Below are 21,578 nucleotides of genomic sequence, written 5' to 3' on the forward strand. Positions count from 1 at the left end.
CCCCTGTGGGGCGACTCGTGGTCGTCGCGTGCTGATGCGCCCGCGTGATCGTCGAATCCACCGATACCGACCAGTCCACCAGCCCCTCGGCGTCGGCCTGCGCGATCAGCGACTGCACGATCGAGTCCCAGGTGCCTTCGGTCGCGAGCCTGCGATGCCAGGTCCACACGGTCTGCCACGGGCCGAACACTGCAGGAAGATCGCGCCACGCGATCCCGCACCGATACCGGTAAATGATCCCTTCCAGCATCGTCCGCGCGTCCGAGAACTTCCGACCCGGGCGACCCGTCGGCCTCGGCAACATCCCATCGATCAGAGACCACTGAGCATCCGTAAGCAACCGAAACCGCGTCACCGCTCCAGCGTCTCAACCGATCCCCTCAACCTTTGTCAGACACGCCCTAGGCCCGATGGGCGCGGCCGGTCAAGCCGGTACGCGCTGAGGGCGGTCGTTGCGAGGCTGGGATCCCCGCAACGAGAGGAACACCATGAGCGATCAGCGCGATGACACGACCCCCGACGAGTCCGCGGACCTCGGCGACGACCCCACGGTCAAGCCCAGCCAGGAGAACGACGTCGACGAAGAAGCCAAGGCCCCGTCGAAGGACGATCCGAACGCCGACCACCAGGCCACCGGGATCGGTGTCATCGGCGACGAGTGACCTCGCGCGCGCCGGGGCGCGTCCCCGCCGCGGGGTCGGGTCCGCCGCCGCCGCGGTGCTAACCTGGACGGGCCCGCCTTCGTAGCTCAGGGGATAGAGCGTTGGTTTCCGGTACCAAAGGTCGCAGGTTCGATTCCTGTCGAGGGCACTCCACCGCATGACGAAGCGCCGCCCACTCGGGCGGCGCTTCGTCGTCCATCCGGCCGATCAGCCCCGGCGCGCGCGCGACGGCGTGCGGGCGTAGACCTCGCTCCAGGTCGGACCGCTCTCCGCCCACAGCGGGCCCGGGTCCGCCGCGCGCAGTCTCCGAACGTCGTCGCGCAGCGGCGAGAGCGAGGGCTCCCACGAGGCGAGATCGTGGATGCGCCACGACTCGTGCACGCGACGGATGAAGCGGCGCCCACGCCACTTCATCACCACCCAGGGCAGCAGCCACACGACGGCGCCGACCGCGGCGCTCGTGTCGGTCCCGGTGAGCTGGTGCGCGGCGACGGCGGCCGCGATGCCGAGCAGGAACCCCACGCCGGGCCAGATGGTCAGCAGAGCCCACAGCGCCCGGTCGCGCGAGGTGGTGTCGGGCGGGAGCACCTGCAGGTGCTCGGTGACCATGCCGTGGCCGCCGACCCGGCATTCGTACGACCCCCACGCGCCGGTCTCGACGCGGGGGAGGCGGAGAGCATTCGTCGTCATGACCCCACGCTCGCCCGGTCGGGGCGCCCGCACGGCGATCCTGGCGGAATCCATGCGTCCGGCCGCCGCGGACCGACGGATTCCGAACGGCGCTCAGCCCTCGTCGGTGACCGCGCCGGTCGCCTCGGCCTCCTCGACGGTGTGGCGCGAGCCGAGCTCGTCGGCGACGGCGCGGCCCTGGTCGACGGCCTCCTCGCGGCTCGAGAAGCTCGCCGACAGCTCGGGGCGGCCCTCGACCGCGTTCTCCCACTGGCCGCGGTTGGATCGGGTGGTCACGTCGTTCTGAGTCATGGCATCCATGTCACACCCGGCGATCGCGAGCAGCCCCCGTCTTGACAGGCGTTGTCAAGACCGAGACGGGTTCCGGTACCCCCTTGGGATGCTGGGGGAACTCTCGAAAGGGGTACACCATGAGCATCGGAGCCGGAATCGCGCTGTTCGTCATCGGCGCCATCCTCGCGTTCGCGGTCAATCTGCCGAACGACTACGTCAGCCTCAGCATGATCGGTTACATCATGATGGGAGCCGGAGTCGTGGTCTTCCTCATCGGCCTCGTGCTGCTGGTGCGTCGCCGCCAAACCGACACGGTGACCCGCACCGAAGGAGCGGGGGGCGCCCAGGTCACCCGTTCGACCACGCGCTCCTCCAACGACGACCTCGTCTGACGACTTCGGGGTCCATCCCCGGAGGCACGACATGAGCGAATCGACACCGACCGTGGCATCCGACGCGGCCGCGGACGAGCTGTTCGATGGACGGTACCGACTCGGTCGCCTGCTGGGCCGGGGCGGATACGCCCGCGTCTACGAAGCGGTCGACACCGCCCTGGAGCGGACGCTGGCGATCAAGATCATCGACGGCGACGGCGCCGATCCCACCGACGTCGCGCGCGTGCGCTCCGAGACACGACTGCTGGCGTCTCTCTCGCACCCGTCGCTGGTGACGCTGTACGACGCGCGACTCGCGTCGACGCCCGCGTACCTGGCCATGGAGCTGATCTCGGGTCCCACCCTGGGCGACCGCATCGCACGCGGACCCCTCCCCGGGCCCGAAGTCGCGCGCATCGGACGCGAGATCGCCGAGGCGTTCGCCGTCATCCACGCGCGGGGCATCGTGCACCGCGACGTCAAGCCGTCGAACATCCTCATCCGCCCCGCCGCGCACACGGGCGAGACGCCGCGGGCCACCCTCGCCGATTTCGGCATCGCCTCGCTCGTCGGGGCCACCCGTGTCACGCGGGCCGACACCGTCATCGGCACCGCCGCCTACCTCAGCCCGGAGCAGGCGCGGGGGATGCCGGCCTCGCCCCGCAGCGACGTCTACGCCCTGGGGCTCGTCCTGCTCGAGACCCTCACGGGCGTGCGGCCGTGGTCGTCCGCCACCCCGCACGAGGCGCTCGCCGCCCGACTCGTGTCGACGCCCGACATCCCCGCCCACATCCCGCCGTCCTGGCGCGAGGTGCTGTCGCACATGACCGCCCTCGACCCCGCGGACAGACCGGATGCCACCGCCCTCATCGTCGCGCTGCGCACCCTCGCGAACACCGACGTCCCCCGGCCGCCGGCCGGTGCGGACGCTCCCACGGCGCGTCTGGCCGCCCCGACCGCGGGGATGCCGGGCGGCACCGCGCCCACCCGCGTGTGGGACGCGGGCACCGACCGCGCGAAGCGGCGTCCGTCGCGGCGCACCGTGACCGTGGCATCCCTCGTCGCGCTCGTCCTCGCCCTGGGGGCGGTGACCGCCATCGTGGTGGCGAACGGCCAGGGCGCGGCGGCGCAGCCCGAGCTGCCGACCCTGCCGCAGCCGTTGGATCAGCACATGGACGATCTGTATCGAGAGGTGGCCCTGTGATGCGTCGCACGACCGTGATGACCGGTGTGCTCGTCGCCGCGACCCTCGCCCTCGCCGCGTGCACGCCTCCCGCCGCCCCTTCGGCGTGGCAGCAGAGCGTGCAGACGCTCGCCTCGCAGGCGTCCGCGGGCGACTACGCCTCGGCGCTGGCGGGCCTCGACGCGCTCGAGGCCGAGGTCATCGCCCGGCGCGATGCCGGCGAGATCACGACGGATGAAGCCGATGGCATCCTGAGCCGTATCGCGACCGTCCGCGCCGACCTCTCGTCCCTCGCGCCGACGCCGACGCCCACTCCCTCCGAGCAGCAGACGACGGAGCCCGCGCAGGACGATTCGCAGGACTCCGTCTCGGACGACGGCGACGACCAGCAGAGCGACCCTCCCGCCGAGCAGCAGCCGTCGAACGAAGGACCCGGTGGCAAGGGCGGCGACAAGGGCGACAAGGGGCCCGGCGGGAAGGACTCCGGCCCCGGCAAGAAGGACGGCTGACGCCTCGGTGGGCCGCCGCCCGCGGCGTGTCCGGACGGATTCGCGCCGCGCGGTCCGAGGGCCCTCCGCGGCGTGCGAGGATTGCCCGGTGCCGCGCCGAGTGACCTCCCGACTCGACCTCGATCTGGGGGCGTCCGTCGACCTCATCTTCCAGATCACCGCCGCCCAGGGCGTGCCGTTGTCGAGCGAGGTGCTGACCTTCGCGCAGGGGGAGCGGGTCTACACCCCGACCGAGATCGTCGATCAGTCCGGCAGTCGCCTGCACCGCCTGAGCGCCGAGCCCGGTCGGCTCGAAGTGCGCTACGACGCGGTCGTCCAGGGACCCGCGCAGAGCCCGCGCACGAGCGATCTCGAGACCATCAGCTATCTGCGCCCGAGTCGCTACTGCCAGTCCGACGAGGTTTTCGCCCAGGCGCGACGGCAGTTCCGCGGACTGAGCGGGGCCGAGCTGATCGCCGCGGTCTCGACCTTCGTCGCCACGACCGTGACGTACACGCCCGGGCTGAGCCTGGGAACCGACAGCGCCGTCACCACCCTCATGACCGGCCAGGGCGTGTGCCGCGACTACGCCCACGTCGTGATCGCCCTGCTGCGGGCGATGGACATGCCCGCGCGCTATGCCGCCTGCTACGCCCCGGGGCTGTCGCCGATGGACTTCCACGCCGTCGCCGAGGCGTACCTCGACGGCGCCTGGTACGTCATCGACGCGACGCGGTTGGCCGATCGGCGCTCGCTCGTGCGCATCGCGACGGGACGCGACGCCGCGGACTGCGCCTTCTTGAGCTACCACGGCGGGTACGTGGGCCTCGAGGCCATGCACGTCGACGCCGTCCTCGAGGGCGACGAGGCGTCGGCGGACGACGATCACGAGGCGCTCGTCCAGATCGCCTGAGGGCGACCCCGCGACCGGGCGCAAGCCCCCGGCCGGGCACAGGTGCGTGTCCGACCCTGTGCGACGGAGCCCGATCGGGCCCTCACCCCGGCGAAGGAGAACCCCTATGCCCCTCATCGCGATCGACGTCATCCGCGGCCACTACGACCCGACGCAGCTGCGGACGCTGATGGATGCCGTCCAGGATGCCGTCGTCTCGGCCTTCGAGGTCCCCGCGACCGATCGCTACCAGATCCTCACGCAGCACGAGCCCTTCGAACTGGTCGCCCTCGACACGGGTCTCGGCATCGAGCGGACCGAGGGGCTGGTGATGGTGCGCGTGACGTCCAAGGCGCGTCCCGACGACGCGAAGACCGCCCTGTACCGGACGCTGGCCGACACCCTGCACGAGCGCGTGGGCGTCGCCCGCTCCGACCTGGTGGTCAGCATCGTCGACAACGGCGACGCCGATTGGTCGTTCGGTCACGGCGTCGCGCAGTTCGTGACGGGCGAGCTCGGCTGAGTCGGCGCTGCGGGCGGCGGGCGGCTCCGCCGCCCCGCCATACACTGGAGGGGTTATGAATCCCGCAGCCCTCTCCGCCGCCCTGCTCGCCGTCATCGCCCCGCTCGCCGAGGCGCGACGCGAGGGCTCGTCCGCCGGGCTGAGCGTCGACGACCTGCCGCTGGAGCGGCCGAAGAACCGCGACCACGGCGACTGGGCCTCCAACGCGGCGCTCAAGCTGTCGAAGATCGTCGGCGCGAACCCGCGCGAGTTCGCGGCGCAGATCGCCGAGGGGCTCGCGGGCGTCGACGGTGTCGCGAGCGTCGAGGTCGCCGGCCCCGGCTTCATCAACATCCGTCTCGATGCCGCCGCCGCGGGCGCCCTCGCGCGCACCATCGTCGAGCAGGGCGCGGCGTTCGGCACGAACGACTCGCGCGCCGACGAGGTCATCAACCTCGAGTTCGTCAGCGCCAACCCGACCGGCCCCATCCACCTGGGCGGCACGCGGTGGGCGGCCCTCGGCGACGCCCTCGCGCGCATCCTGTCGTCCCAGGGAGCCCAGGTCACCCGCGAGTACTACTTCAACGACCACGGCGCGCAGATCGACCGCTTCGCCCGCAGCCTCGTCGCCGCCCACCAGGGCGACCCGACGCCCGAGGACGGCTACGGCGGGGCGTACATCCACGACATCGCCCAGCGCGTGGTCGAGGGGTACGACGGCGACATCGACGCGCTGGACGCGCCGGCCCGGCAAGAGGTGTTCCGCGAGCACGGCGTCTCTCTCATGTTCGCCGAGATCAAGCAGTCCCTGCACGAGTTCGGCGTCGACTTCGACGTGTACTTCCACGAGAACGACCTGCACAACTCCGGCGCGGTTGATCGCGCCGTGGCGCGGCTGCGCGAGCTCGGACACATCTTCGAGGCCGACGGGGCGACGTGGTTGCGCTCGACTGAGTTCGGCGACGACAAAGACCGCGTCATCATCAAGTCCGACGGGCATCCGGCCTACATCTCGGGAGACCTGGCCTACTACCTCGACAAGCGCGAGCGCGGCTTCAACCGCTGCATCATCATGCTCGGCGCCGATCACCACGGCTACGTGCAGCGCCTCATGGCGATGTGCGCCGCCTTCGGGGACGAGCCCCACGTCAACCTGCAGGTGCTGATCGGTCAGATGGTCAACCTCGTCCGCGACGGCCAGCCGATGCGCATGTCCAAGCGCGCCGGCACGGTCGTCACGCTCGAGGACCTCGTCGAGATCGTCGGGGTGGATGCCGCCCGCTACGCGCTCACGCGCAGCTCGGCCGACTCGAACCTCGACATCGACCTCGACGTCCTGCAGAAGCGCACGAACGACAACCCGGTCTTCTACGTCCAGTACGCGCACGCCCGCACGCACAACGTCGCGCGCAACGCCGCGGACTCGGGCGTGGACCGCTCCGAGTTCGCCCCCGAGCTGCTCTCGCACGAGACGGAGTCGGCGCTGCTCGGCGCGTTGCAGGAGTACCCCCGCATCGTCGCGTACGCGGCCGAGGTCCGCGAGCCGCACCGCGTCGCGCGCTACCTCGAAGAACTGGCCGGCCTGTATCACCGGTGGTACGACAACTGCCGCGTCATCCCGCTGTCCGACGCCCCGGTCGAGGCGCTGCACCGCACCCGGCTGTGGCTCAACGACGCCACCGGCCAGGTGCTGCGCAACGGGCTGACCCTGCTGGGCGTGGGCGCTCCGGAGCGGATGTAGCCATGACGGATGCCGTGGCCCCGCCGGCCCGTCCGCGTCGACCGTTCGGGCGCGTCGTCGCCGTGCTCGTCGTCCTCGTCGTGCTGCTGGTCGCGGCGGTCGTGGCGGCCGAGTTCATCGCGCGCTCGGTCGTGACGAGTACGGTCCGCAGCCTGGTGGTGAAGAACGTCGGCCTCCCCGCCGACCAGGACGTCGACGTGCAGCTCGCGGGTCTCGTGCTGCCGCAGGTCATCGCGGGGCGGTTGGACGAGGTGGCCGTGGCCTCCGACGACGTCGCCCTGGGCCCGATCACCGGCGACGTCCGCGTCGACCTGCGCGGTGTCCCGGTCGCGGGGGATTCGGCGGCCGACGGCGGGTCCGCGTCGGTCCGGCTGGACCGCGAGCAGCTGCGCGCGCTGCTGGGGCAGATCCCGAACCTCCCCGCCGGCACGGTCGACGTCGCGGCCCCGGACGTGTCGTTCGAGACGACCGTGACGCTGTTCGGCGTCGGCATCCCGGTCGGGGTGACCGCGACGCCGGGCGCCGCCGACGGAGACCTCACGCTGACGCCCTCGGGGTTCCGCATCGCCGGCAACGTGATCGACGCCGACACCCTGCGCGGGCAGTTCGGCGGCGTCGCCGACCCGCTCGTGCAGACGCAGAGCCTGTGCATCGCCGACCGCCTTCCGGCCGGTCTGACGCTCACCTCGGCGACGGTGCAGGGGCAGGATCTCGTCGCCACGTTCGACATCGCGGGGGCGTTGCTGAACGATCCCGCTCTGCAGGCGGACGGCACCTGCGGCTGAGCCGCCCGCATCATGCGACGGTGAGCAGACCCGCTTCGACCAGCTGATCCAGGATGCCGTCGATCGCGTCGTGGGCGTCCTGACGATCCGGTCCGTCGGCGACCGCGCGGATGAGGTCCTCGCGCGTCGCCGCGTCCGCCGCGTGCCAGAGGGCGGGGGCCGCTCCCGCCAGCAGGTGCAGGAGTCCCGCGCCGTCTCCGCTCGCGGTCAGCACCGCCAGTCGGTCCGGGGGGAAGGGGAGCGTCTCGACCGCGGGCGCGCGACGGAACCGACTCTCGGCGGATGCCGCAGGGACGACCGGTGACCGCGCGGAATCCACCCGCTCCCGCGGCGGATCGGTCGGGGTGAGGGGCGCGGGTTCGTCGTCCCCGTCGGCGCTCGAGAGCAGACCGCCGATGAGCTCCTCGAGGTCGCGGGCCTCGGCGTACTCGGCTCGCCACAGGCCCCGCGTGTCCGCGAGCAGACGCGAGACGGTGGTGAGCGGGTGCGGCATCGCGGCGAGGGCGCTCGAGTGGGGGGCGAGGGCGATGAGCGCCCCGGCGGGTTCGACCGGGACGAGCCGCGCGCCGCGGTGGCGTTCGTCGCGATCGAGCAGGACGACCCGTCGCAGGTGCAGCGGGGCGTCCGGGAGCCGGTGCAGACCGAGGCTCGCGGGGGAGTGCTGCAGTTTGACCGCGTGACCCGGCGTGATCACCGACAGCGGTTTGCGGTAGGCGTGGACGCGGCCGTCGTCGTCGATGCCCACCGTCTCGTCCGAGACGTAGCCCCAGGTGCGGGCCAGGCGACGAGTGGCGGTCGTCTTGCCGGCGCCGGACGGTCCGACCAGGGCGACCACGCCGCCGTCGGGGGCCGCGACGCCGCCGGCGTGCAGCATCCACGACGAGCCGCGTCTCGCCCCGATCGCCGCTTGCGTCACCGCGCTCGAGAGCTGCGACAGCATCTGCTCGGGCGGGTCGGACGGCGCGGGTCGGACCTCGGCATCCGGGATGCCGTCGTCGGCGGCGCGGGCGTCCGCCCAGGCGCCGTGGACGGCTTCGCGGTCGGCGTCGGCGAGCGCGGTCAGGTCGATCCGCACCCTCACCCCGACCGCTTCGACAACGAGCGAGGGCGGAGTCGTCGGGATCATGCGGTCACGCTAGGCGCCGTCCGCGGCGACCCGGGCGCCGACGGCGGCCTCGCGGCGACCTGTCGCCCCGCGCTTCACCCGATCAGGCGCATCTGCTCACCCACCGCCGGGTGCGGGAAAGGGACGGCATACGCCGTGCCCTAGACTGCAAGGACTGCCCGCCGCGTGACACTCCGCGGGGGTGGGAGCCGTGATCCGCGGCCGTCGCGTCGCCGCAAAAACCGATTGGTCCCCCTGTGTCCGCCTCGCACTCCGCACTCGTGCCCGAGTGGCTCACCGCCCCGGCCGAGGCGAACGAGCTCGTCGCCTCCGTCTGGCCCTCGTCCGCGCACCGCGCGGCCGACGGTTCGGTGCGCCTCGGGGGCGTCTCCGTCTTCGACCTGCGCGAGCGCTTCGGCACCCCGCTGTACGTCCTCGACGAGGACGAGGTGCGCGCCCATGCGCAGCGCGCCCGCCGCGCCTTCGAGGCCGCGGCCGACCGGCACGGCATCCGGGCCCGCGTCTACTACGCGGGCAAGGCGTTCCTGTCGACCGAGGTCGTGCGCTGGGTCACCGACGAGGGCCTGGCCGTCGACGTGTGCACGCGCGGCGAGCTCGAGGTCGCCCTGGCGGCCGGCGCCGATCCCGCGCGCCTGGGCTTCCACGGCAACAACAAGAGCGTGTCCGAGCTCGAGCGCGCCGTCGAGGTCGGCATCGGCTCGGTGGTCCTCGACAGCCCGATCGAGATCGAGCGCCTCGCCGCGATCGCCGATCGCCGGGGTGCGGTCCAGCCCGTTCTCGTGCGCGTGCGCACCGGCGTGCACGCCGAGACGCACGCGTTCCTCGCCACCGCGCACGAGGACCAGAAGTTCGGATTCTCTCTCGACGGCGCGTCCGCCGCCGTGGCCCGCATCCGCGAGTTACCGAGCCTGCGCTTCGTGGGCCTGCACGCGCACATCGGCTCGCAGATCTTCGACTCATCCGGCTTCCGCGAGTCGGCCGCCCGTCTGGTCGACCTGCACGCCGACCTGCTCGCCGGCGGCGACATCCCGCTGCTGAACGTCGGAGGCGGCTTCGGCATCTCGTACACCTCGGTCGACGACCCGCGCCCGATCGAAGAGATCGCCGACGGCATCGTCGACGCGATCGCCGACGAGTGCGCGGTGCGCGGCATCCCCGTGCCCGACGTCGCCACCGAACCGGGTCGCGTCATCGTCGGTCAGGCCGGCGTCACGCTCTACGAGGTCGGCACCGTCAAGACCGTCACCGCGGCCGAGAACGTCGAGCGCACCTACGTCAGCGTCGACGGCGGAATGAGCGACAACGCCCGCCCCGCGCTGTACGGCGCCGACTTCTCGGCGCGGCTCGTCTCGCGCACGAGCGGCGCGGCCCCGGCCCTGTCGCGCGTGGTGGGCCATCACTGCGAATCGGGCGACATCGTCGTGGATGCCGAATACCTCCCCGCCGACGTCACCCCCGGCGACCTGCTGGCCGTTCCCGCGACCGGCGCCTACTGCTTCTCGCTCGCGAGCAACTACAACTACACGCCCCGCCCGCCCGTCGTCGCGGTGCGCGACGGCGAGGCCCGCGTGATCGTCCGCGGAGAGACGATCGACGATCTGCTCGCGCGCGACGTCGGGGTCGCGGCATCCACCGGCCCGTCCTTTCCCCGCGGCACGGCCGCATCACCTCACGGAGACACCGAATGACCGACTATCGCACGCTGCGCGTGGCGCTCCTCGGCGCCGGCGCCGTCGGCTCGCAGGTCGCCGACCTGCTGCTCAAGCACGGCGACGAACTCGCCGACCGCGCGGGAGCGACGCTCGAACTCGCCGGCATCGCCGTCCGCGACGTCGACGCCAAGCGCGACGCCGACCTTCCGCGCGAGCTGTTCACCACGGATGCCGAGACCCTCATCGTCGGCTCCGACATCGTCATCGAGCTGATGGGCGGTATCGAGCCGGCCCGTACGCAGGTGCTGCACGCGATCGCCTCGGGCGCCGACGTCGTCACCGCCAACAAGGCCCTGCTGGCCACGCACGGATCCGAGGTCTTCGAAGCCGCCGACCAGGTCGGCGCCGAGGTGTACTACGAGGCCGCCGCCGCCGGGGCGATCCCCATCATCCGTCCGCTGCGCGACTCGCTCGCGGGCGACCGCGTCGTGCGCATCATGGGCATCGTCAACGGCACGACCAACTACATCCTCGACCGCATGGACACCGAGGGCGCCGACTTCGCCGACGTCCTCGCCCAGGCGCAGGCGCTCGGCTATGCCGAGGCCGACCCCACGGCCGACGTCGAGGGCTACGACGCCGCGCAGAAGGCGGCGATCCTGGCGAGCCTGGCGTTCCACACGACCGTCCCCCTCGACGCCGTGCACCGCGAGGGCATCACCTCGGTCGACGCCGCGATGATCGAGTCCGCGCGTCACGCCGGCTACGTCATCAAGCTCCTGGCCGTGTGCGAGCGTCTCGCCGCCACCGAAGAGGGGGCGACCGAGGCGATCTCGGTGCGCGTGTATCCGGCCCTGGTCGAGCGCACGCACCCGCTGGCGAGCGTGCACGGAGCCAACAACGCCGTCTTCGTCCAGGCCGAGGCCGCCGGCGACCTGATGTTCTACGGCGCCGGTGCCGGCGGTGTCCAGACCGCCTCGGCGGTCCTCGGCGACGTCGTGTCGGCCGCGCGCCGCCACATCGCCGGGGGAGTGGGCGTCGGCGAGTCCACCCGCGCCAACCTGCCCGCCGTCCCGATCGGGCACGTCATCACGCGCTACCAGATCACCCTCGAGGTCGACGATCAGCCGGGCGTGCTGGCGACGGTCGCGGGCATCCTGAGCGAGGGCCGCGTCTCGATCGCGACCGTCGAGCAGACCGTCATCGAGGCGGACGAGAACTCCCGGTCGGGCGGCTCCGCGCGACTGGTCATCGGAACACACAAGGCCCGCGAGCAGGACCTGAGCGAGACCGTCGAGCGTCTCGCCGCGAGCGGCGTCGTCGAGCGCGTGGTCTCGGTACTGCGTGTGGAAGGGAACTGACATGGCACACCTCTGGCGCGGAGTCCTCCGCGAATACGCCGACCGTCTGGGTGTCACCGACGCCTCCACCGTCGTCACGCTCGGCGAGGGCGGCACGCCGCTCATCCCCGCTCCGGCGCTGTCGCACCGCACCGGTGCCGACGTCTACGTCAAGTTCGAGGGCATGAACCCCACGGGCTCGTTCAAGGACCGCGGCATGACGGTCGCGCTGTCGCGTGCGGTCGAGCACGGCGCCAAGGCCGTGATCTGCGCCTCGACCGGCAACACCTCGGCGTCCGCCGCGGCGTACGCGGCCCACGCGGGCATCACCGCGGCCGTGCTCGTCCCCGAGGGCAAGATCGCGATGGGCAAGCTCAGCCAGGCGGTCGCCCATAACGGCCGGCTCATCCAGATCCGCGGCAACTTCGACGACTGCCTCGAGATCGCGCGCGAGCTCGCCGACCACTACCCGGTCCATCTCGTCAACTCGGTCAACCCCGACCGCATCGAGGGGCAGAAGACCGCCGCGTACGAGGTCGTCGCCCAGCTCGGCGACGCCCCGGAATTCCACTTCATCCCCGTCGGCAACGCCGGCAACTACACCGCCTACTCGCGCGGCTACCGCGAAGAGGCCGCGCGCGGCGCCGCGACCCGCGTCCCGCGCATGTTCGGCCTGCAGGCCGCCGGATCCGCTCCGCTGGTGCGCGGCGAGGTCGTGCGCCAGCCCGAGACGATCGCCAGCGCGATCCGCATCGGCAACCCCGCCTCGTGGGACCTCGCCCTCGAGGCGCGCGACGCCACCCAGGGATGGTTCGGCGCGATCGACGACGAGGGCATCCTCGCGGCGCAGAAGATCCTGGCCGGAGAGGTCGGCGTCTTCGTCGAGCCCGCCTCGGCCATCAGCGTCGCGGGGCTGCTCGACCGCGCCGAGGCGGGTCTCATCCCCGCCGGCGCCAAGGTCGTGCTCACGGTCACCGGCCACGGACTGAAGGACCCCCAGTGGGCCCTGCGCAAGTCCGACGGAACGACCGTCGAGCCCACCGTCGTCGACGCGACCACGTCCGAGGTCGCCTCGGTTCTCGACCTGCAGCCGGTGACCGCGTGAGCGCAGGCCCCGGACGCCGGGTCGCGGTCCGCGTTCCCGCCACCAGCGCGAACCTCGGCCCCGGCTTCGACACCCTGGGCCTGGCCCTCAGCGTCTACGACGAGCTCGTCGTCGAGCAGCTCGACGGCGACCGCCTCGAGATCGAGGTCGAGGGCGAGGGGACGGCCGATGTCCCCCGCGACGCCTCGCACCTCGTGGTGCGCGCGATGGCGCACACCTACGCGTCGGTCGGGCGCACGCTCCCGGGCGTGCGGCTCACCGCGCGCAACGTCATCCCGCACGGACGCGGCATGGGCTCGTCGGGTGCCGCCGTGGTGGCGGGCATCCTCGCCGCCAAGGGGCTGCTCGACGGAGAAGCGTCGTTCACCGACGTCGATCTGCTGCGCCTGGCCACCGAGATGGAGGGTCACCCCGACAACGTCGCCCCCGGCCTGTTCGGCGGCCTGACGATCGCCTGGATGGATGCCGCCGGCCCCCAGCACAAGCAGCTGATCGTGCACCGCGGTGTGTCGCCGCTCGTGCTCGTGCCCGAGTTCACGATGTCGACCGCCGTCGCGCGCAGTCTGCAGCCCCTGCAGGTGCCGCGCGAGGACGCCGTCTTCAACGTCTCGCGCTCGGCGCTGCTGATCGCCGCGATGACGCAGAGCCCCGAGCTGCTCATGGCGGCGACCGAAGACAAGCTGCACCAGAACTATCGCGCCCAGGCCATGCCCGAGACCGACAAGCTGGTGCGCGCGCTGCGCGCCGAGGGGTATGCGGCGGTCGTCTCGGGTGCCGGACCCAGCGTGCTGGTGCTGGCCGACGGCCCGGGGCAGCGCCTCGCGGCGGCCGATCTTACGGCATCCGTCGTCGACACCCCGTGGCAGGCGCTCATGCTCGCCGTCGACGTCAAGGGTGGTACAGTGAAAAACGCAGAGGGTTCCGCGTAAAGTCGCGAATCTGAGCCTCTGCACCACCTGCGAAATCCGCAACACATCGCGAACCCGGTCTCGGCTGCAGTCTTCCGAACCGCTGGTGTCCTTCGTCTGCCTTTCTGCACGGCGAAGCGCGATCTGACCACGTTTCATTCTGAGGAGCACTCGTGGAGTCCATCTCCGAGACCCAGCCCGTCGACGCGCCCGAGGGCGCCGAGATCACCACGGACGAGCAGCCCACCGCTGCCGCCGAGGGCACCGACACCGCGCAGACCGACTCGGTCGACGCCGCCGCGACCGAGGGCGCCGACGCCCCCGAGGGCGAGCAGGCCGCCGCCGAGGCGCAGCCCGAGCCCCTGTTCACCGAGGACGCGCTCGCGACCGAGGCGCCGGACGTCGAGGCGCCGGCGGTCGACGCCCCCGCCGCCGAAGCCGCCCCCGCCGCCGAGGCCGCCCCCGCCGCCGAGGCCGCGCTTGCCGGAGCCCCGGCCGCGGACGCGGAGCCGACCGCCGAGGCCCCCGCCACCGAGACCCCCGCCGACGCGGCTCCCGCCGAAGAGCCCGCCCCGGCCGAGAAGCCCGCGCGCGCACCGCGCAAGCGCGCCCCGCGCCGTGCCAAGAGCGCCACCGCCGAAGAGAAGGCCGCCGCCGAGGCCGCCGCTGCCGAAGCGGCCGCCGCCACCGAAGCCGCCGTCGCTGACGAGGCCTCCACCGCCGACGAGGCCGCCGCGGCGTCGGTCGAGCCCGCGGCCGAGGTCCCGGCGCCGACCACGCCCGAGACCACCGCAGCGGACGTCGCCGCCGATGCGGATGCCGCCGCCGATGCGGACGCCGCCGCCCCCGTCGACGCCGCTGCGGCGACCGACGCTCCGGCCGAAGACTCCGCCGCGTCGAGCGACGCCGCCGAGCAGAGCGACGCCGCCGCGCAGACCGACGCCGAGCAGGCCGACGCCGCCGAGCAGGCCGACGAGACCCCGGCGCGCGGTCGCGGCCGCAGCCGTTCGCGCAACCGCAACCGCAACAAGGCGGATGCCGCCGACAAGACCGACACCGCCGCGGGCGATGCCCCCGCTGACGAGACCGAGCAGAACGCCCCGCGCGAGAACGCGCAGCAGGGTGGCGGTCAGCGCGAGAACAACCAGCGCGAGAGCAGCCAGCGCGACAACGCGCAGCAGAACAACCAGCGTGACAACGCGCAGCAGGGCGGTCAGCAGGCCCAGCAGCAGCAGGGTCCGGCCAACAGTCGCAACCGTCAGCGCAACAAGCGCCGCGGTCAGACCACCACGGGCGACGAGTTCGAGACCGAGATCGGCGAGGACGACGTCCTCGTCCCGATCGCGGGTGTTCTCGACGTCCTCGACAACTACGCCTTCGTGCGCACCACCGGTTACCTGCCCGGACCGAGCGACGTGTACGTCTCGCTCGGTCAGGTCAAGAAGTACAACCTGCGCAAGGGCGACGCGGTGGTCGGCGCGATCAAGCAGCCCCGCGAGGGCGAGCAGCAGGGGCGCCAGAAGTACAACGCGCTCGTGCAGGTCGACTCCATCAACGGTCTCTCGGTCGACGACGCGGCATCCCGTGTCGAGTTCAACAACCTCACGCCCCTGTACCCCCAGGAGCGCCTGCGTCTCGAGACCGGTCCCGAGAAGCTGACGCAGCGCATCATCGACCTGGTCGCCCCGGTGGGCAAGGGCCAGCGCGGCCTCATCGTCGCCCCGCCCAAGGCCGGTAAGACGATCGTGCTGCAGCAGATCGCCAACGCCATCGCGCACAACAACCCCGAGGTCCACCTCATGGTCGTGCTCGTGGACGAGCGCCCCGAAGAGGTCACCGACATGCAGCGGACGGTCCGCGGCGAGGTCATCGCCTCGACCTTCGACCGCCCGGCCGAGGACCACACCACCGTCGCCGAACTCGCCATCGAGCGGGCCAAGCGTCTGGTCGAGCTCGGTCGCGACGTGGTCGTGCTGCTCGACTCGATCACCCGCCTGGGTCGCGCGTACAACCTCGCCGCCCCGACCTCCGGTCGCGTGCTGTCGGGCGGCGTCGACGCGTCGGCGCTGTACCCGCCCAAGCGCTTCTTCGGCGCCGCGCGCAACATCGAGAACGGCGGATCGCTCACGATCCTCGCCACCGCGCTGGTCGAGACCGGCTCCAAGATGGACGACGTCATCTTCGAGGAGTTCAAGGGCACGGGCAACAGCGAACTGCGCCTGAACCGCCAGCTCGCCGACAAGCGCATCTTCCCGGCCGTCGACGTCAACGCGTCGAGCACCCGCCGCGAAGAGATGCTGCTCAGCAACGACGAGGTCAAGATCACCTGGAAGCTGCGCCGCGCCCTCGCCGGCCTCGAGCCGCAGCAGGCGCTCGAGGTCGTGCTCGGCAAGCTCAAAGAGACGCAGTCAAACGTCGAGTTCCTCGTGCAGATGCAGAAGTCGATCCCGGCGCCCGCGCGCGGCGGTGACGACAACAGCATCCGCTGAGTCCGGCGGGAGGCGTGATGTCGGAGCCCGCGATGTTCGAGTCGGTCCGCGGACTGCTCGACGAGCACAAAGCCGTTCAGGAGGAGCTCTCCGACCCGGCCGTGCACGCGGACGCGGCGCGCGCCAAGCGCGTCAACCGGCGGTACGCCGAACTCTCGAGGATCGTCGCGGCCCACGAGGCGTGGGCCGCGGCATCCGATGATCTGGATGCCGCCCGCGAACTCGCCCGCGAGGACTCCGCCTTCGCGGACGAGGTCCCGGCGCTCGAGGAGCGCGTGTCCGAGACGCAGGAGCGTCTGCGGCGCCTGCTCATCCCTCGCGACCCCGACGACGCGCGCGACGTGATCATGGAGATCAAGGGCGGCGAGGGCGGGGCCGAGAGCGCCCTGTTCGCCGCCGATCTGCTGCGCATGTACCTGCAGTACGCCGCGTCGATGGGGTGGAAGACCGAGCTGCTCGAGCGCACCGAGAGCGACCTGGGCGGCTACAAGGACGTGCAGGTCGCGATCAAGGGATCCTCGAGCGACCCGGCGCAGGGCGTCTGGGCGCACCTGAAGTACGAGGGCGGCGTCCACCGGGTGCAGCGCGTGCCGGCGACCGAGTCGCAGGGGCGCATCCACACCTCGACGACCGGCGTGCTCGTCTTCCCCGAGGTCGACGAGCCTGAAGAGGTCGCGATCGACCCCAATGACCTCAAGATCGACGTGTTCCGCTCGTCGGGGCCCGGGGGTCAGTCGGTCAACACGACCGACTCGGCCGTGCGCATCACGCACGTGCCGACCGGCATCGTCGTGTCGATGCAGAACGAGAAATCGCAGCTGCAGAACCGCGAGGCCGGCATGCGCGTCCTCCGCGCCCGCCTGCTCGCCAAGCAGCAGGAGGAGCGCGACGCGGTCGCGGCCGATGCGCGGCGGTCGCAGATCCGAGGGATGGATCGTTCGGAGCGCATCCGCACGTACAACTTCCCCGAGAACCGCATCGCCGACCACCGCACCGGGTACAAGGCCTACAACCTCGATCAGGTGATGGACGGCGCTCTCGGCCCCATCATCGAGTCGGCCATCACGGCCGACGAAGAGGCGCGTCTGGCCGCTCTGGCCGACGGCTGAACGCCGTCGTGCGGCGTCCCCCCGTCGCGTAGTCTCTCGTGATGCCCACCGCCGCCGAGATCATCGCGTTCGACGATTCCCCGCCCCCGCCGGGGCTGTCGCCGTGGGTGGGGACGCCCGAGCAGCCACGCAGGATCGAGATCGTCGAGGCGGATGCCGACTGGCCGCGCACCTTCGCCGCGCTCCGCGACCGCCTGCTCGACGCCCTCGGCGAGCGGGCGCTGCAGATCGAGCACGTCGGATCGACGTCGGTGCCCGACCTGGCGGCCAAGCCCGTGATCGACATCGACCTGACCGTCGCGGACACCGACGACGAGGACGCCTACGTGCCCGCCCTCGAGGCTCGGGGTTTCGTGCTGCGCGTCCGCGAGCCGTGGTGGCAGGGGCACCGATGCCTCGTGCTCGCCGCCCCCGCGGCCAACCTGCACGTCTGGCCGCCCGACAGCGCCGAACCGGTGCGCCATCGTCTGTTCCGCGACCATCTGCGCGGGAACGCGGCGGATCGCGAGCTGTACGCGCGCACCAAGCGCGCCGTCGCCGTCGACGGGTTGATGAGCGCCTACAACGCGCGCAAGCAGCGGGTGGTCCGCGAGATCTCCGCGCGGGCCTTCGCCGCCGCGGGCCTGCTGCCCTGAGTCACCGGTCCCACGCCGGCGGGTGCGCCAGGGGCCCGCGGCGCATCTCGAGCTGCGCGGCGAGCGAGAGCAGCGTCGCCTCGCCGCCGGGCCGTCCGATCAGCTGCACCGAGACGGGGTGGCCGTCGGCATCCGCCGTCACCGGCAGCGTCAGCGCCGGAAGACCCGCGACGTTGACGAAGCTCGAGTAGGGCGCGTACTCGACCTGCAGCGCGAAGGTCCGCTCGGGGGAGTGCCCGGCGTACGCGCCGATCGGCTGCGGCGACTGCGCGAGCGCCGGCGTGAGCACCGCATCGAACGCGGCGAAGTCGGCGATCGTGCGCCTCTCGAAGGCACGGGCGGCGGTCAGGCCCTCGAGCAGGGCGAGCGATGTCAGCCGCCGCCCCTCGTCGACCAACCACGCGGTGAGCGGCTCGACCAGGGCCGCATCGGCCGCGCTCAGCGGGATACGCGCGGCGCTCGCGCGCCACAGCACGTGGAAGAGCTCCGGATAGCCCCGGGGATGCCAGTCGGCGTCGTCGACGCCGTGCCCGGCCTCCGCCAGCCAGGCGGCCGCGGTGTCGACCGCGGTGCGCGCGGCCGGGTCCAGGACGATCCGCTCGGTCTCGTCCCACGGCGACACCGTCGTCGTGCCGATACGCAGGCGTCCGGGCTCGCGGCGGGCCGCGTCGGCGAACGAGCCGGCGTCCCGCGCGCCGGTCGCGTACGGGTAGGGCGCGAGCGCGACCAGGGCGTCCAGCAGGACTCCCGCGTCCTCGGCGCTGCGCGCGATCGGGCCCGTCACCGACAGCTGGTCGGGGGAGTCCAGGCCCGAGCCGATCGGCAGCCGCCCGCGCGAGGGCTTCAGTCCCACCACGCCCACGGTGGCCGAGGGGATGCGGATCGACCCCCCCCCGTCCGAGCCGACCGCGGCCGGCAGCAGGCCCGCGGCGACCGCGACCGCCGCTCCGCCGCTCGAACCGCCGGCGCCCGCCGAGGGGAGCCACGGGTCGCGCGCGGGCGCGTGGATGAGGGGCTCGGTGAAGCCGGTCAGCCCGAACTCCGAGGTGCTCGTCTTGCCGACGTTGACGGCGCCCGCGCCGTCGAGCGCCTCGGCCAGCGGATCGGATGCCGTCGGCACATGATCCGCGCGCGCCCGCGAGCCGTAGCGGGTGGGCACCCCCGCGCGCGCCACCAGATCCTTGTCGGCCAGGGGGACGCCCCAGAGCGCCCCGGACGCGGGTCGGGGGAGGGCGCGCGCGCGGGAGGTCGCGGCATCCCTCGTCACCTCGACGAACGCGCCCAGATCGTCGATCCGGTCGATACGGTCGAGATACGCGGTCGTCAGCTCGGCGGGCGAGAGCTCACCCGCTCGCAGTGCCGTGATCTGAGCGGCGAGCGAGAGTTCGTGCAGGCGCGGCATTCCTCGAGCCTAGGGCGCGCGTCAGATCCAGTACTCGGGGGTGGTGAGCAGGGCGCGGGTGTCCTCGCCGCTGCGTCGCGTGCGCGCTTTCGCGGGCACGCCCACCAGCACGCTGTCGGCCGGGGCGTCGCGCGTGACCACGGCGTTGGCCCCGACAACCGAACGCGCGCCGAGCGTGATCGGACCGAGGATCTTCGCTCCCGCCCCCACGGCGACCCCGTCGTGCAGGGTCGGGTGGCGTTTGCCGCCCTCGCGCTGGCGGCCGCCGAGGGTGACGCCGTGGTACAGCATCACGTCGTCGCCGACCTCGGCCGTCTCTCCCACGACGACCCCCATGCCGTGGTCGATGAAAAAGCGACGGCCGATGGTGGCGCCGGGGTGGATCTCGATGCCCGTCAGCCAGCGCGTCACCTGCGAGAGCGCCCGCGCCGGAAAGCGCAGGCCGCGCTGCCAGAGGCGGTGCGCCACGCGGTAGGACCACACGGCATGGAGCCCCGGGTACAGCAGGGCGATCTCGAGGGCGCCACGTGCGGCGGGGTCGCGGAGCTTGGCGGAGGTGATGTCTTCGCGGATCCGCGAGAGGGCCCCCACGTCAGTCTTCGCGCAGGTGCTCGTACAGAGCGGTGGAGAGATAGCGCTCGCCGTACGAGGGGATGATGACGACGATGTTCTTGCCGGCGGCCTCGGGGCGCCGGGCGATCTCGAGAGCGGCCCAGATGGCCGCGCCCGACGACATTCCCACGAGGATGCCGTCCTTCGCGGCGGTCTCGCGCGCGAGACGGATCGCGTCGTCGAATTCGACGTCGATGACCTCGTCGATGATGTCGCGGTCGAGGATCGCGGGGACGAAGTTGGGGCCGATGCCCTGGATCTTGTGGGGGCCGGGGTGGCCCTTGGTCAGCACGGGGGAGTCCGCGGGCTCGACGGCGACCACCTTGACCCCGGGGACGCGCTCCTTGAGCACCTGGCCGACGCCGGTGATCGTTCCGCCCGTGCCGACGCCGGCGACGAAGTAGTCGACCTTGCCGTCGGTGTCGCTCAGGATCTCTTCGGCGGTGGTCTTGCGGTGGATGGCGGGGTTGGCCTCGTTCTCGAACTGGCGGGCCCACACGGCACCGGGGGTCTCGGCGACGATGCGCTTGGCCTCGTCGACGGCGTGCGACATGCCCTTGGTGGGGTCGGTCAGCACGAGCTCGGCGCCGAACGCCTTGAGCAGGATGCGCCGCTCCTTCGACATCGAGGCCGGCATCGTCAGGATGACCTTGTACCCGCGGGCCGCGCCGACCATGGCGAGCGCGATGCCGGTGTTGCCGCTGGTCGACTCGACGAGGGTGCCTCCGGGCTGGAGTTCGCCCGATGCCTCGGCGGCGTCGACGATCGCGATGCCCAGGCGGTCCTTGACGCTGGATGCGGGGTTGTAGAACTCGAGCTTGGCGAGGATCTGGCCCCCGGCGCCCTCCGCGACGCGGTTCAGTCGCACGAGCGGCGTACCGCCGAATGCAGAGGTGATGTCGGAGTGGATGCCGGGCATGGCTCGCCTTTCGCCGTCGGTCGGGACGCGCTCATTTTAGGTGAGCACCCTGGACCGGACCGGCCGTGTTACGCCGCGCGACTAGGCTGGGTCCCCGTCATGACGGACCCCACCTCGCCCCCCGCCCCCGCGGTCGTCTCGGTCGATCAGACCCTGCGCGACACCGCCGCCCGCCTCGCCGTGGCGGGCATCGGCGACCCCCGGGTCGACGCCGAACTGCTCGTCGCCCACGTGCTCGACACCTCGAGAGGCGCGGTCCAGGCCGCCGCCATCCGCGGTGACCGGATGTCGCCCGCCGCCGCCGCGGCCCTGGCTCCGCTCGTCGACCGCCGCTGCGCGCGCGAGCCCCTGCAGCACCTCACCGGCACGGCGCCGTTCCGCTCGCTCGAGCTGGCGGTCGGCCCGGGCGTCTTCGTCCCCCGGCCCGAGACCGAGATGGTCGCGCAGTTGGCGATCGACGCGCTGCGCGCCGTGGCCTCCGACGCCCCCATCGCCGTCGACCTCGGCACCGGAAGCGGGGCGATCGCCCTGGCGATGGCCACCGAGGTGCCGCACTCCCGGGTGTTCGCGGCCGAGAACTCCGTCGACGCCTTCGTCTGGACCCGCCAGAACGTCGACCGGGTCAGCGCCGGCAACGTCACGCTCGCCTTCATCGACCTCGCCGACGCGTTCGGCGAGGTCGATGAAGGCG

General features: G+C 72.3%; 23 protein-coding genes and 1 tRNA gene. 17 read left to right on the forward strand and 7 right to left on the reverse strand.

All coding sequences use genetic code 11. From position 1 onward, the window contains the following. Positions 1-355: transposase (locus DC432_RS13215; RefSeq protein ID WP_133177942.1), on the reverse strand; the 355-nt coding region annotated here is incomplete at its 3' end. Between the two features lie 133 nt (positions 356-488). Between DC432_RS13215 and DC432_RS16475 the strand changes: the two genes are divergently transcribed. Both DC432_RS16475 and DC432_RS13220 read left to right on the forward strand, forming a co-directional pair. Next, positions 489-662, forward strand: coding sequence for a hypothetical protein (locus DC432_RS16475; RefSeq protein ID WP_165801271.1), 174 nt, complete (start codon positions 489-491; stop codon positions 660-662). A gap of 75 nt (positions 663-737) precedes the next feature. Then, positions 738-810: transfer RNA gene (locus DC432_RS13220), tRNA-Arg, on the forward strand. Between the two features lie 59 nt (positions 811-869). On the opposite strand, the gene DC432_RS13225 is transcribed toward DC432_RS13220, so the two are convergent. Both DC432_RS13225 and DC432_RS13230 read right to left on the reverse strand, forming a co-directional pair. Continuing rightward, a complete protein-coding gene (locus DC432_RS13225) occupies positions 870-1,352 on the reverse strand; it encodes a DUF6611 family protein (RefSeq protein WP_116538276.1) in 483 nt (160 codons plus the stop codon). 93 nt (positions 1,353-1,445) lie between these two features. Then, on the reverse strand, positions 1,446-1,643 hold the full coding sequence (locus DC432_RS13230; protein WP_116538277.1) for a DUF2188 domain-containing protein: 198 nt from the start codon (positions 1,641-1,643) through the stop codon (positions 1,446-1,448). Between the two features lie 119 nt (positions 1,644-1,762). Between DC432_RS13230 and DC432_RS13235 the strand changes: the two genes are divergently transcribed. From DC432_RS13235 to DC432_RS13265, 7 genes are all read left to right on the forward strand, one after another. Next, positions 1,763-2,017 (forward strand): DUF6458 family protein, encoded by a 255-nt coding sequence (locus tag DC432_RS13235; protein WP_116538278.1) that lies wholly within the window; start codon positions 1,763-1,765, stop codon positions 2,015-2,017. Between the two features lie 31 nt (positions 2,018-2,048). Then, a complete protein-coding gene (locus tag DC432_RS13240) occupies positions 2,049-3,203 on the forward strand; it encodes a serine/threonine-protein kinase (RefSeq protein WP_116538279.1) in 1,155 nt (384 codons plus the stop codon). Then, on the forward strand, positions 3,203-3,691 hold the full coding sequence (locus DC432_RS13245) for a hypothetical protein (protein WP_116538280.1): 489 nt from the start codon (positions 3,203-3,205) through the stop codon (positions 3,689-3,691). The genes DC432_RS13240 and DC432_RS13245 overlap by 1 nt, the downstream gene beginning before the upstream one ends. A gap of 88 nt (positions 3,692-3,779) precedes the next feature. Next, positions 3,780-4,583 (forward strand): transglutaminase-like domain-containing protein, encoded by an 804-nt coding sequence (locus DC432_RS13250; protein ID WP_116538281.1) that lies wholly within the window; start codon positions 3,780-3,782, stop codon positions 4,581-4,583. A gap of 106 nt (positions 4,584-4,689) precedes the next feature. Then, positions 4,690-5,085 (forward strand): tautomerase family protein, encoded by a 396-nt coding sequence (locus tag DC432_RS13255; RefSeq protein ID WP_116538282.1) that lies wholly within the window; start codon positions 4,690-4,692, stop codon positions 5,083-5,085. A 55-nt stretch (positions 5,086-5,140) separates the two neighbouring features. After that, a complete protein-coding gene (gene argS, locus DC432_RS13260; protein WP_116538283.1) occupies positions 5,141-6,805 on the forward strand; it encodes an arginine--tRNA ligase in 1,665 nt (554 codons plus the stop codon). Between the two features lie 2 nt (positions 6,806-6,807). Then, positions 6,808-7,590, forward strand: coding sequence for an LmeA family phospholipid-binding protein (locus tag DC432_RS13265; RefSeq protein WP_116538284.1), 783 nt, complete (start codon positions 6,808-6,810; stop codon positions 7,588-7,590). Between the two features lie 10 nt (positions 7,591-7,600). On the opposite strand, the gene DC432_RS13270 is transcribed toward DC432_RS13265, so the two are convergent. After that, positions 7,601-8,716: an ATP-binding protein gene (locus tag DC432_RS13270; RefSeq protein WP_133177943.1), complete on the reverse strand. Its 1,116-nt coding sequence runs from the start codon at positions 8,714-8,716 to the stop codon at positions 7,601-7,603. A 236-nt stretch (positions 8,717-8,952) separates the two neighbouring features. Between DC432_RS13270 and lysA the strand changes: the two genes are divergently transcribed. From lysA to DC432_RS13305, 7 genes are all read left to right on the forward strand, one after another. Continuing rightward, positions 8,953-10,404, forward strand: coding sequence for a diaminopimelate decarboxylase (gene lysA, locus DC432_RS13275; RefSeq protein ID WP_207770823.1), 1,452 nt, complete (start codon positions 8,953-8,955; stop codon positions 10,402-10,404). After that, a complete protein-coding gene (locus tag DC432_RS13280) occupies positions 10,401-11,729 on the forward strand; it encodes a homoserine dehydrogenase (RefSeq protein WP_108318722.1) in 1,329 nt (442 codons plus the stop codon). The genes lysA and DC432_RS13280 overlap by 4 nt, the downstream gene beginning before the upstream one ends. A gap of 1 nt (position 11,730) precedes the next feature. Next, positions 11,731-12,813, forward strand: a complete 1,083-nt coding sequence (gene thrC / locus DC432_RS13285) for a threonine synthase (protein ID WP_116538287.1) — start codon at positions 11,731-11,733, stop codon at positions 12,811-12,813. After that, the gene (gene thrB, locus DC432_RS13290) at positions 12,810-13,742 is read left to right on the forward strand and encodes a homoserine kinase (RefSeq protein ID WP_108318720.1); all 933 of its coding nucleotides are present in this window, start codon (positions 12,810-12,812) and stop codon (positions 13,740-13,742) included. Before thrC ends, thrB begins: the two co-directional genes overlap by 4 nt. A gap of 152 nt (positions 13,743-13,894) precedes the next feature. Further along, on the forward strand, positions 13,895-16,210 hold the full coding sequence (rho, locus tag DC432_RS13295; RefSeq protein ID WP_243393135.1) for a transcription termination factor Rho: 2,316 nt from the start codon (positions 13,895-13,897) through the stop codon (positions 16,208-16,210). Between the two features lie 32 nt (positions 16,211-16,242). Then, positions 16,243-17,319, forward strand: a complete 1,077-nt coding sequence (gene prfA / locus DC432_RS13300) for a peptide chain release factor 1 (RefSeq protein WP_116538293.1) — start codon at positions 16,243-16,245, stop codon at positions 17,317-17,319. Between the two features lie 41 nt (positions 17,320-17,360). After that, positions 17,361-17,954: a GrpB family protein gene (locus tag DC432_RS13305; RefSeq protein WP_116538288.1), complete on the forward strand. Its 594-nt coding sequence runs from the start codon at positions 17,361-17,363 to the stop codon at positions 17,952-17,954. A gap of 1 nt (position 17,955) precedes the next feature. Here the strand turns inward: DC432_RS13305 and DC432_RS13310 are convergent, their stop codons facing one another. From DC432_RS13310 to cysK, 3 genes are read right to left on the reverse strand one after another with little or no spacing between them, the layout of a single operon-like run. Continuing rightward, complete coding sequence (locus tag DC432_RS13310; protein ID WP_116538289.1) at positions 17,956-19,356, reverse strand: amidase; 1,401 nt, start codon at positions 19,354-19,356, stop codon at positions 17,956-17,958. A gap of 21 nt (positions 19,357-19,377) precedes the next feature. Continuing rightward, the gene (gene epsC / locus DC432_RS13315) at positions 19,378-19,947 is read right to left on the reverse strand and encodes a serine O-acetyltransferase EpsC (RefSeq protein ID WP_116538290.1); all 570 of its coding nucleotides are present in this window, start codon (positions 19,945-19,947) and stop codon (positions 19,378-19,380) included. 1 nt (position 19,948) lies between these two features. Continuing rightward, on the reverse strand, positions 19,949-20,887 hold the full coding sequence (gene cysK / locus DC432_RS13320; RefSeq protein ID WP_108317624.1) for a cysteine synthase A: 939 nt from the start codon (positions 20,885-20,887) through the stop codon (positions 19,949-19,951). Between the two features lie 99 nt (positions 20,888-20,986). Between cysK and DC432_RS13325 the strand changes: the two genes are divergently transcribed. Further along, positions 20,987-21,578 (forward strand): N5-glutamine methyltransferase family protein (locus DC432_RS13325; RefSeq protein WP_116538291.1); only part of this gene is annotated, 592 nt, incomplete at its 3' end.

Origin of the sequence: Microbacterium testaceum (genome assembly GCF_003075375.1) — a bacterium.
In the GTDB taxonomy this organism is placed as follows: Bacteria; Actinomycetota; Actinomycetes; order Actinomycetales; family Microbacteriaceae; genus Microbacterium; species Microbacterium testaceum_E.

Coding starts and splice junctions, on each gene's coding strand:
- DC432_RS13265 (WP_116538284.1), top strand. CDS start 6,808: ATGACGGATGCCGTGGCCCCGCCGGCCCGTCCGCGTCGACCGTTCGGG.
- DC432_RS13240 (WP_116538279.1), top strand. CDS start 2,049: ATGAGCGAATCGACACCGACCGTGGCATCCGACGCGGCCGCGGACGAG.
- DC432_RS13280 (WP_108318722.1), top strand. CDS start 10,401: ATGACCGACTATCGCACGCTGCGCGTGGCGCTCCTCGGCGCCGGCGCC.
- DC432_RS13230 (WP_116538277.1), bottom strand. CDS start 1,643: ATGACTCAGAACGACGTGACCACCCGATCCAACCGCGGCCAGTGGGAG.
- DC432_RS13310 (WP_116538289.1), bottom strand. CDS start 19,356: ATGCCGCGCCTGCACGAACTCTCGCTCGCCGCTCAGATCACGGCACTG.
- cysK (WP_108317624.1), bottom strand. CDS start 20,887: ATGCCCGGCATCCACTCCGACATCACCTCTGCATTCGGCGGTACGCCG.
- DC432_RS13305 (WP_116538288.1), top strand. CDS start 17,361: ATGCCCACCGCCGCCGAGATCATCGCGTTCGACGATTCCCCGCCCCCG.
- DC432_RS13235 (WP_116538278.1), top strand. CDS start 1,763: ATGAGCATCGGAGCCGGAATCGCGCTGTTCGTCATCGGCGCCATCCTC.
- DC432_RS13245 (WP_116538280.1), top strand. CDS start 3,203: ATGCGTCGCACGACCGTGATGACCGGTGTGCTCGTCGCCGCGACCCTC.
- thrC (WP_116538287.1), top strand. CDS start 11,731: ATGGCACACCTCTGGCGCGGAGTCCTCCGCGAATACGCCGACCGTCTG.
- argS (WP_116538283.1), top strand. CDS start 5,141: ATGAATCCCGCAGCCCTCTCCGCCGCCCTGCTCGCCGTCATCGCCCCG.
- DC432_RS13225 (WP_116538276.1), bottom strand. CDS start 1,352: ATGACGACGAATGCTCTCCGCCTCCCCCGCGTCGAGACCGGCGCGTGG.
- prfA (WP_116538293.1), top strand. CDS start 16,243: ATGTTCGAGTCGGTCCGCGGACTGCTCGACGAGCACAAAGCCGTTCAG.
- DC432_RS13270 (WP_133177943.1), bottom strand. CDS start 8,716: ATGATCCCGACGACTCCGCCCTCGCTCGTTGTCGAAGCGGTCGGGGTG.
- DC432_RS13255 (WP_116538282.1), top strand. CDS start 4,690: ATGCCCCTCATCGCGATCGACGTCATCCGCGGCCACTACGACCCGACG.
- DC432_RS16475 (WP_165801271.1), top strand. CDS start 489: ATGAGCGATCAGCGCGATGACACGACCCCCGACGAGTCCGCGGACCTC.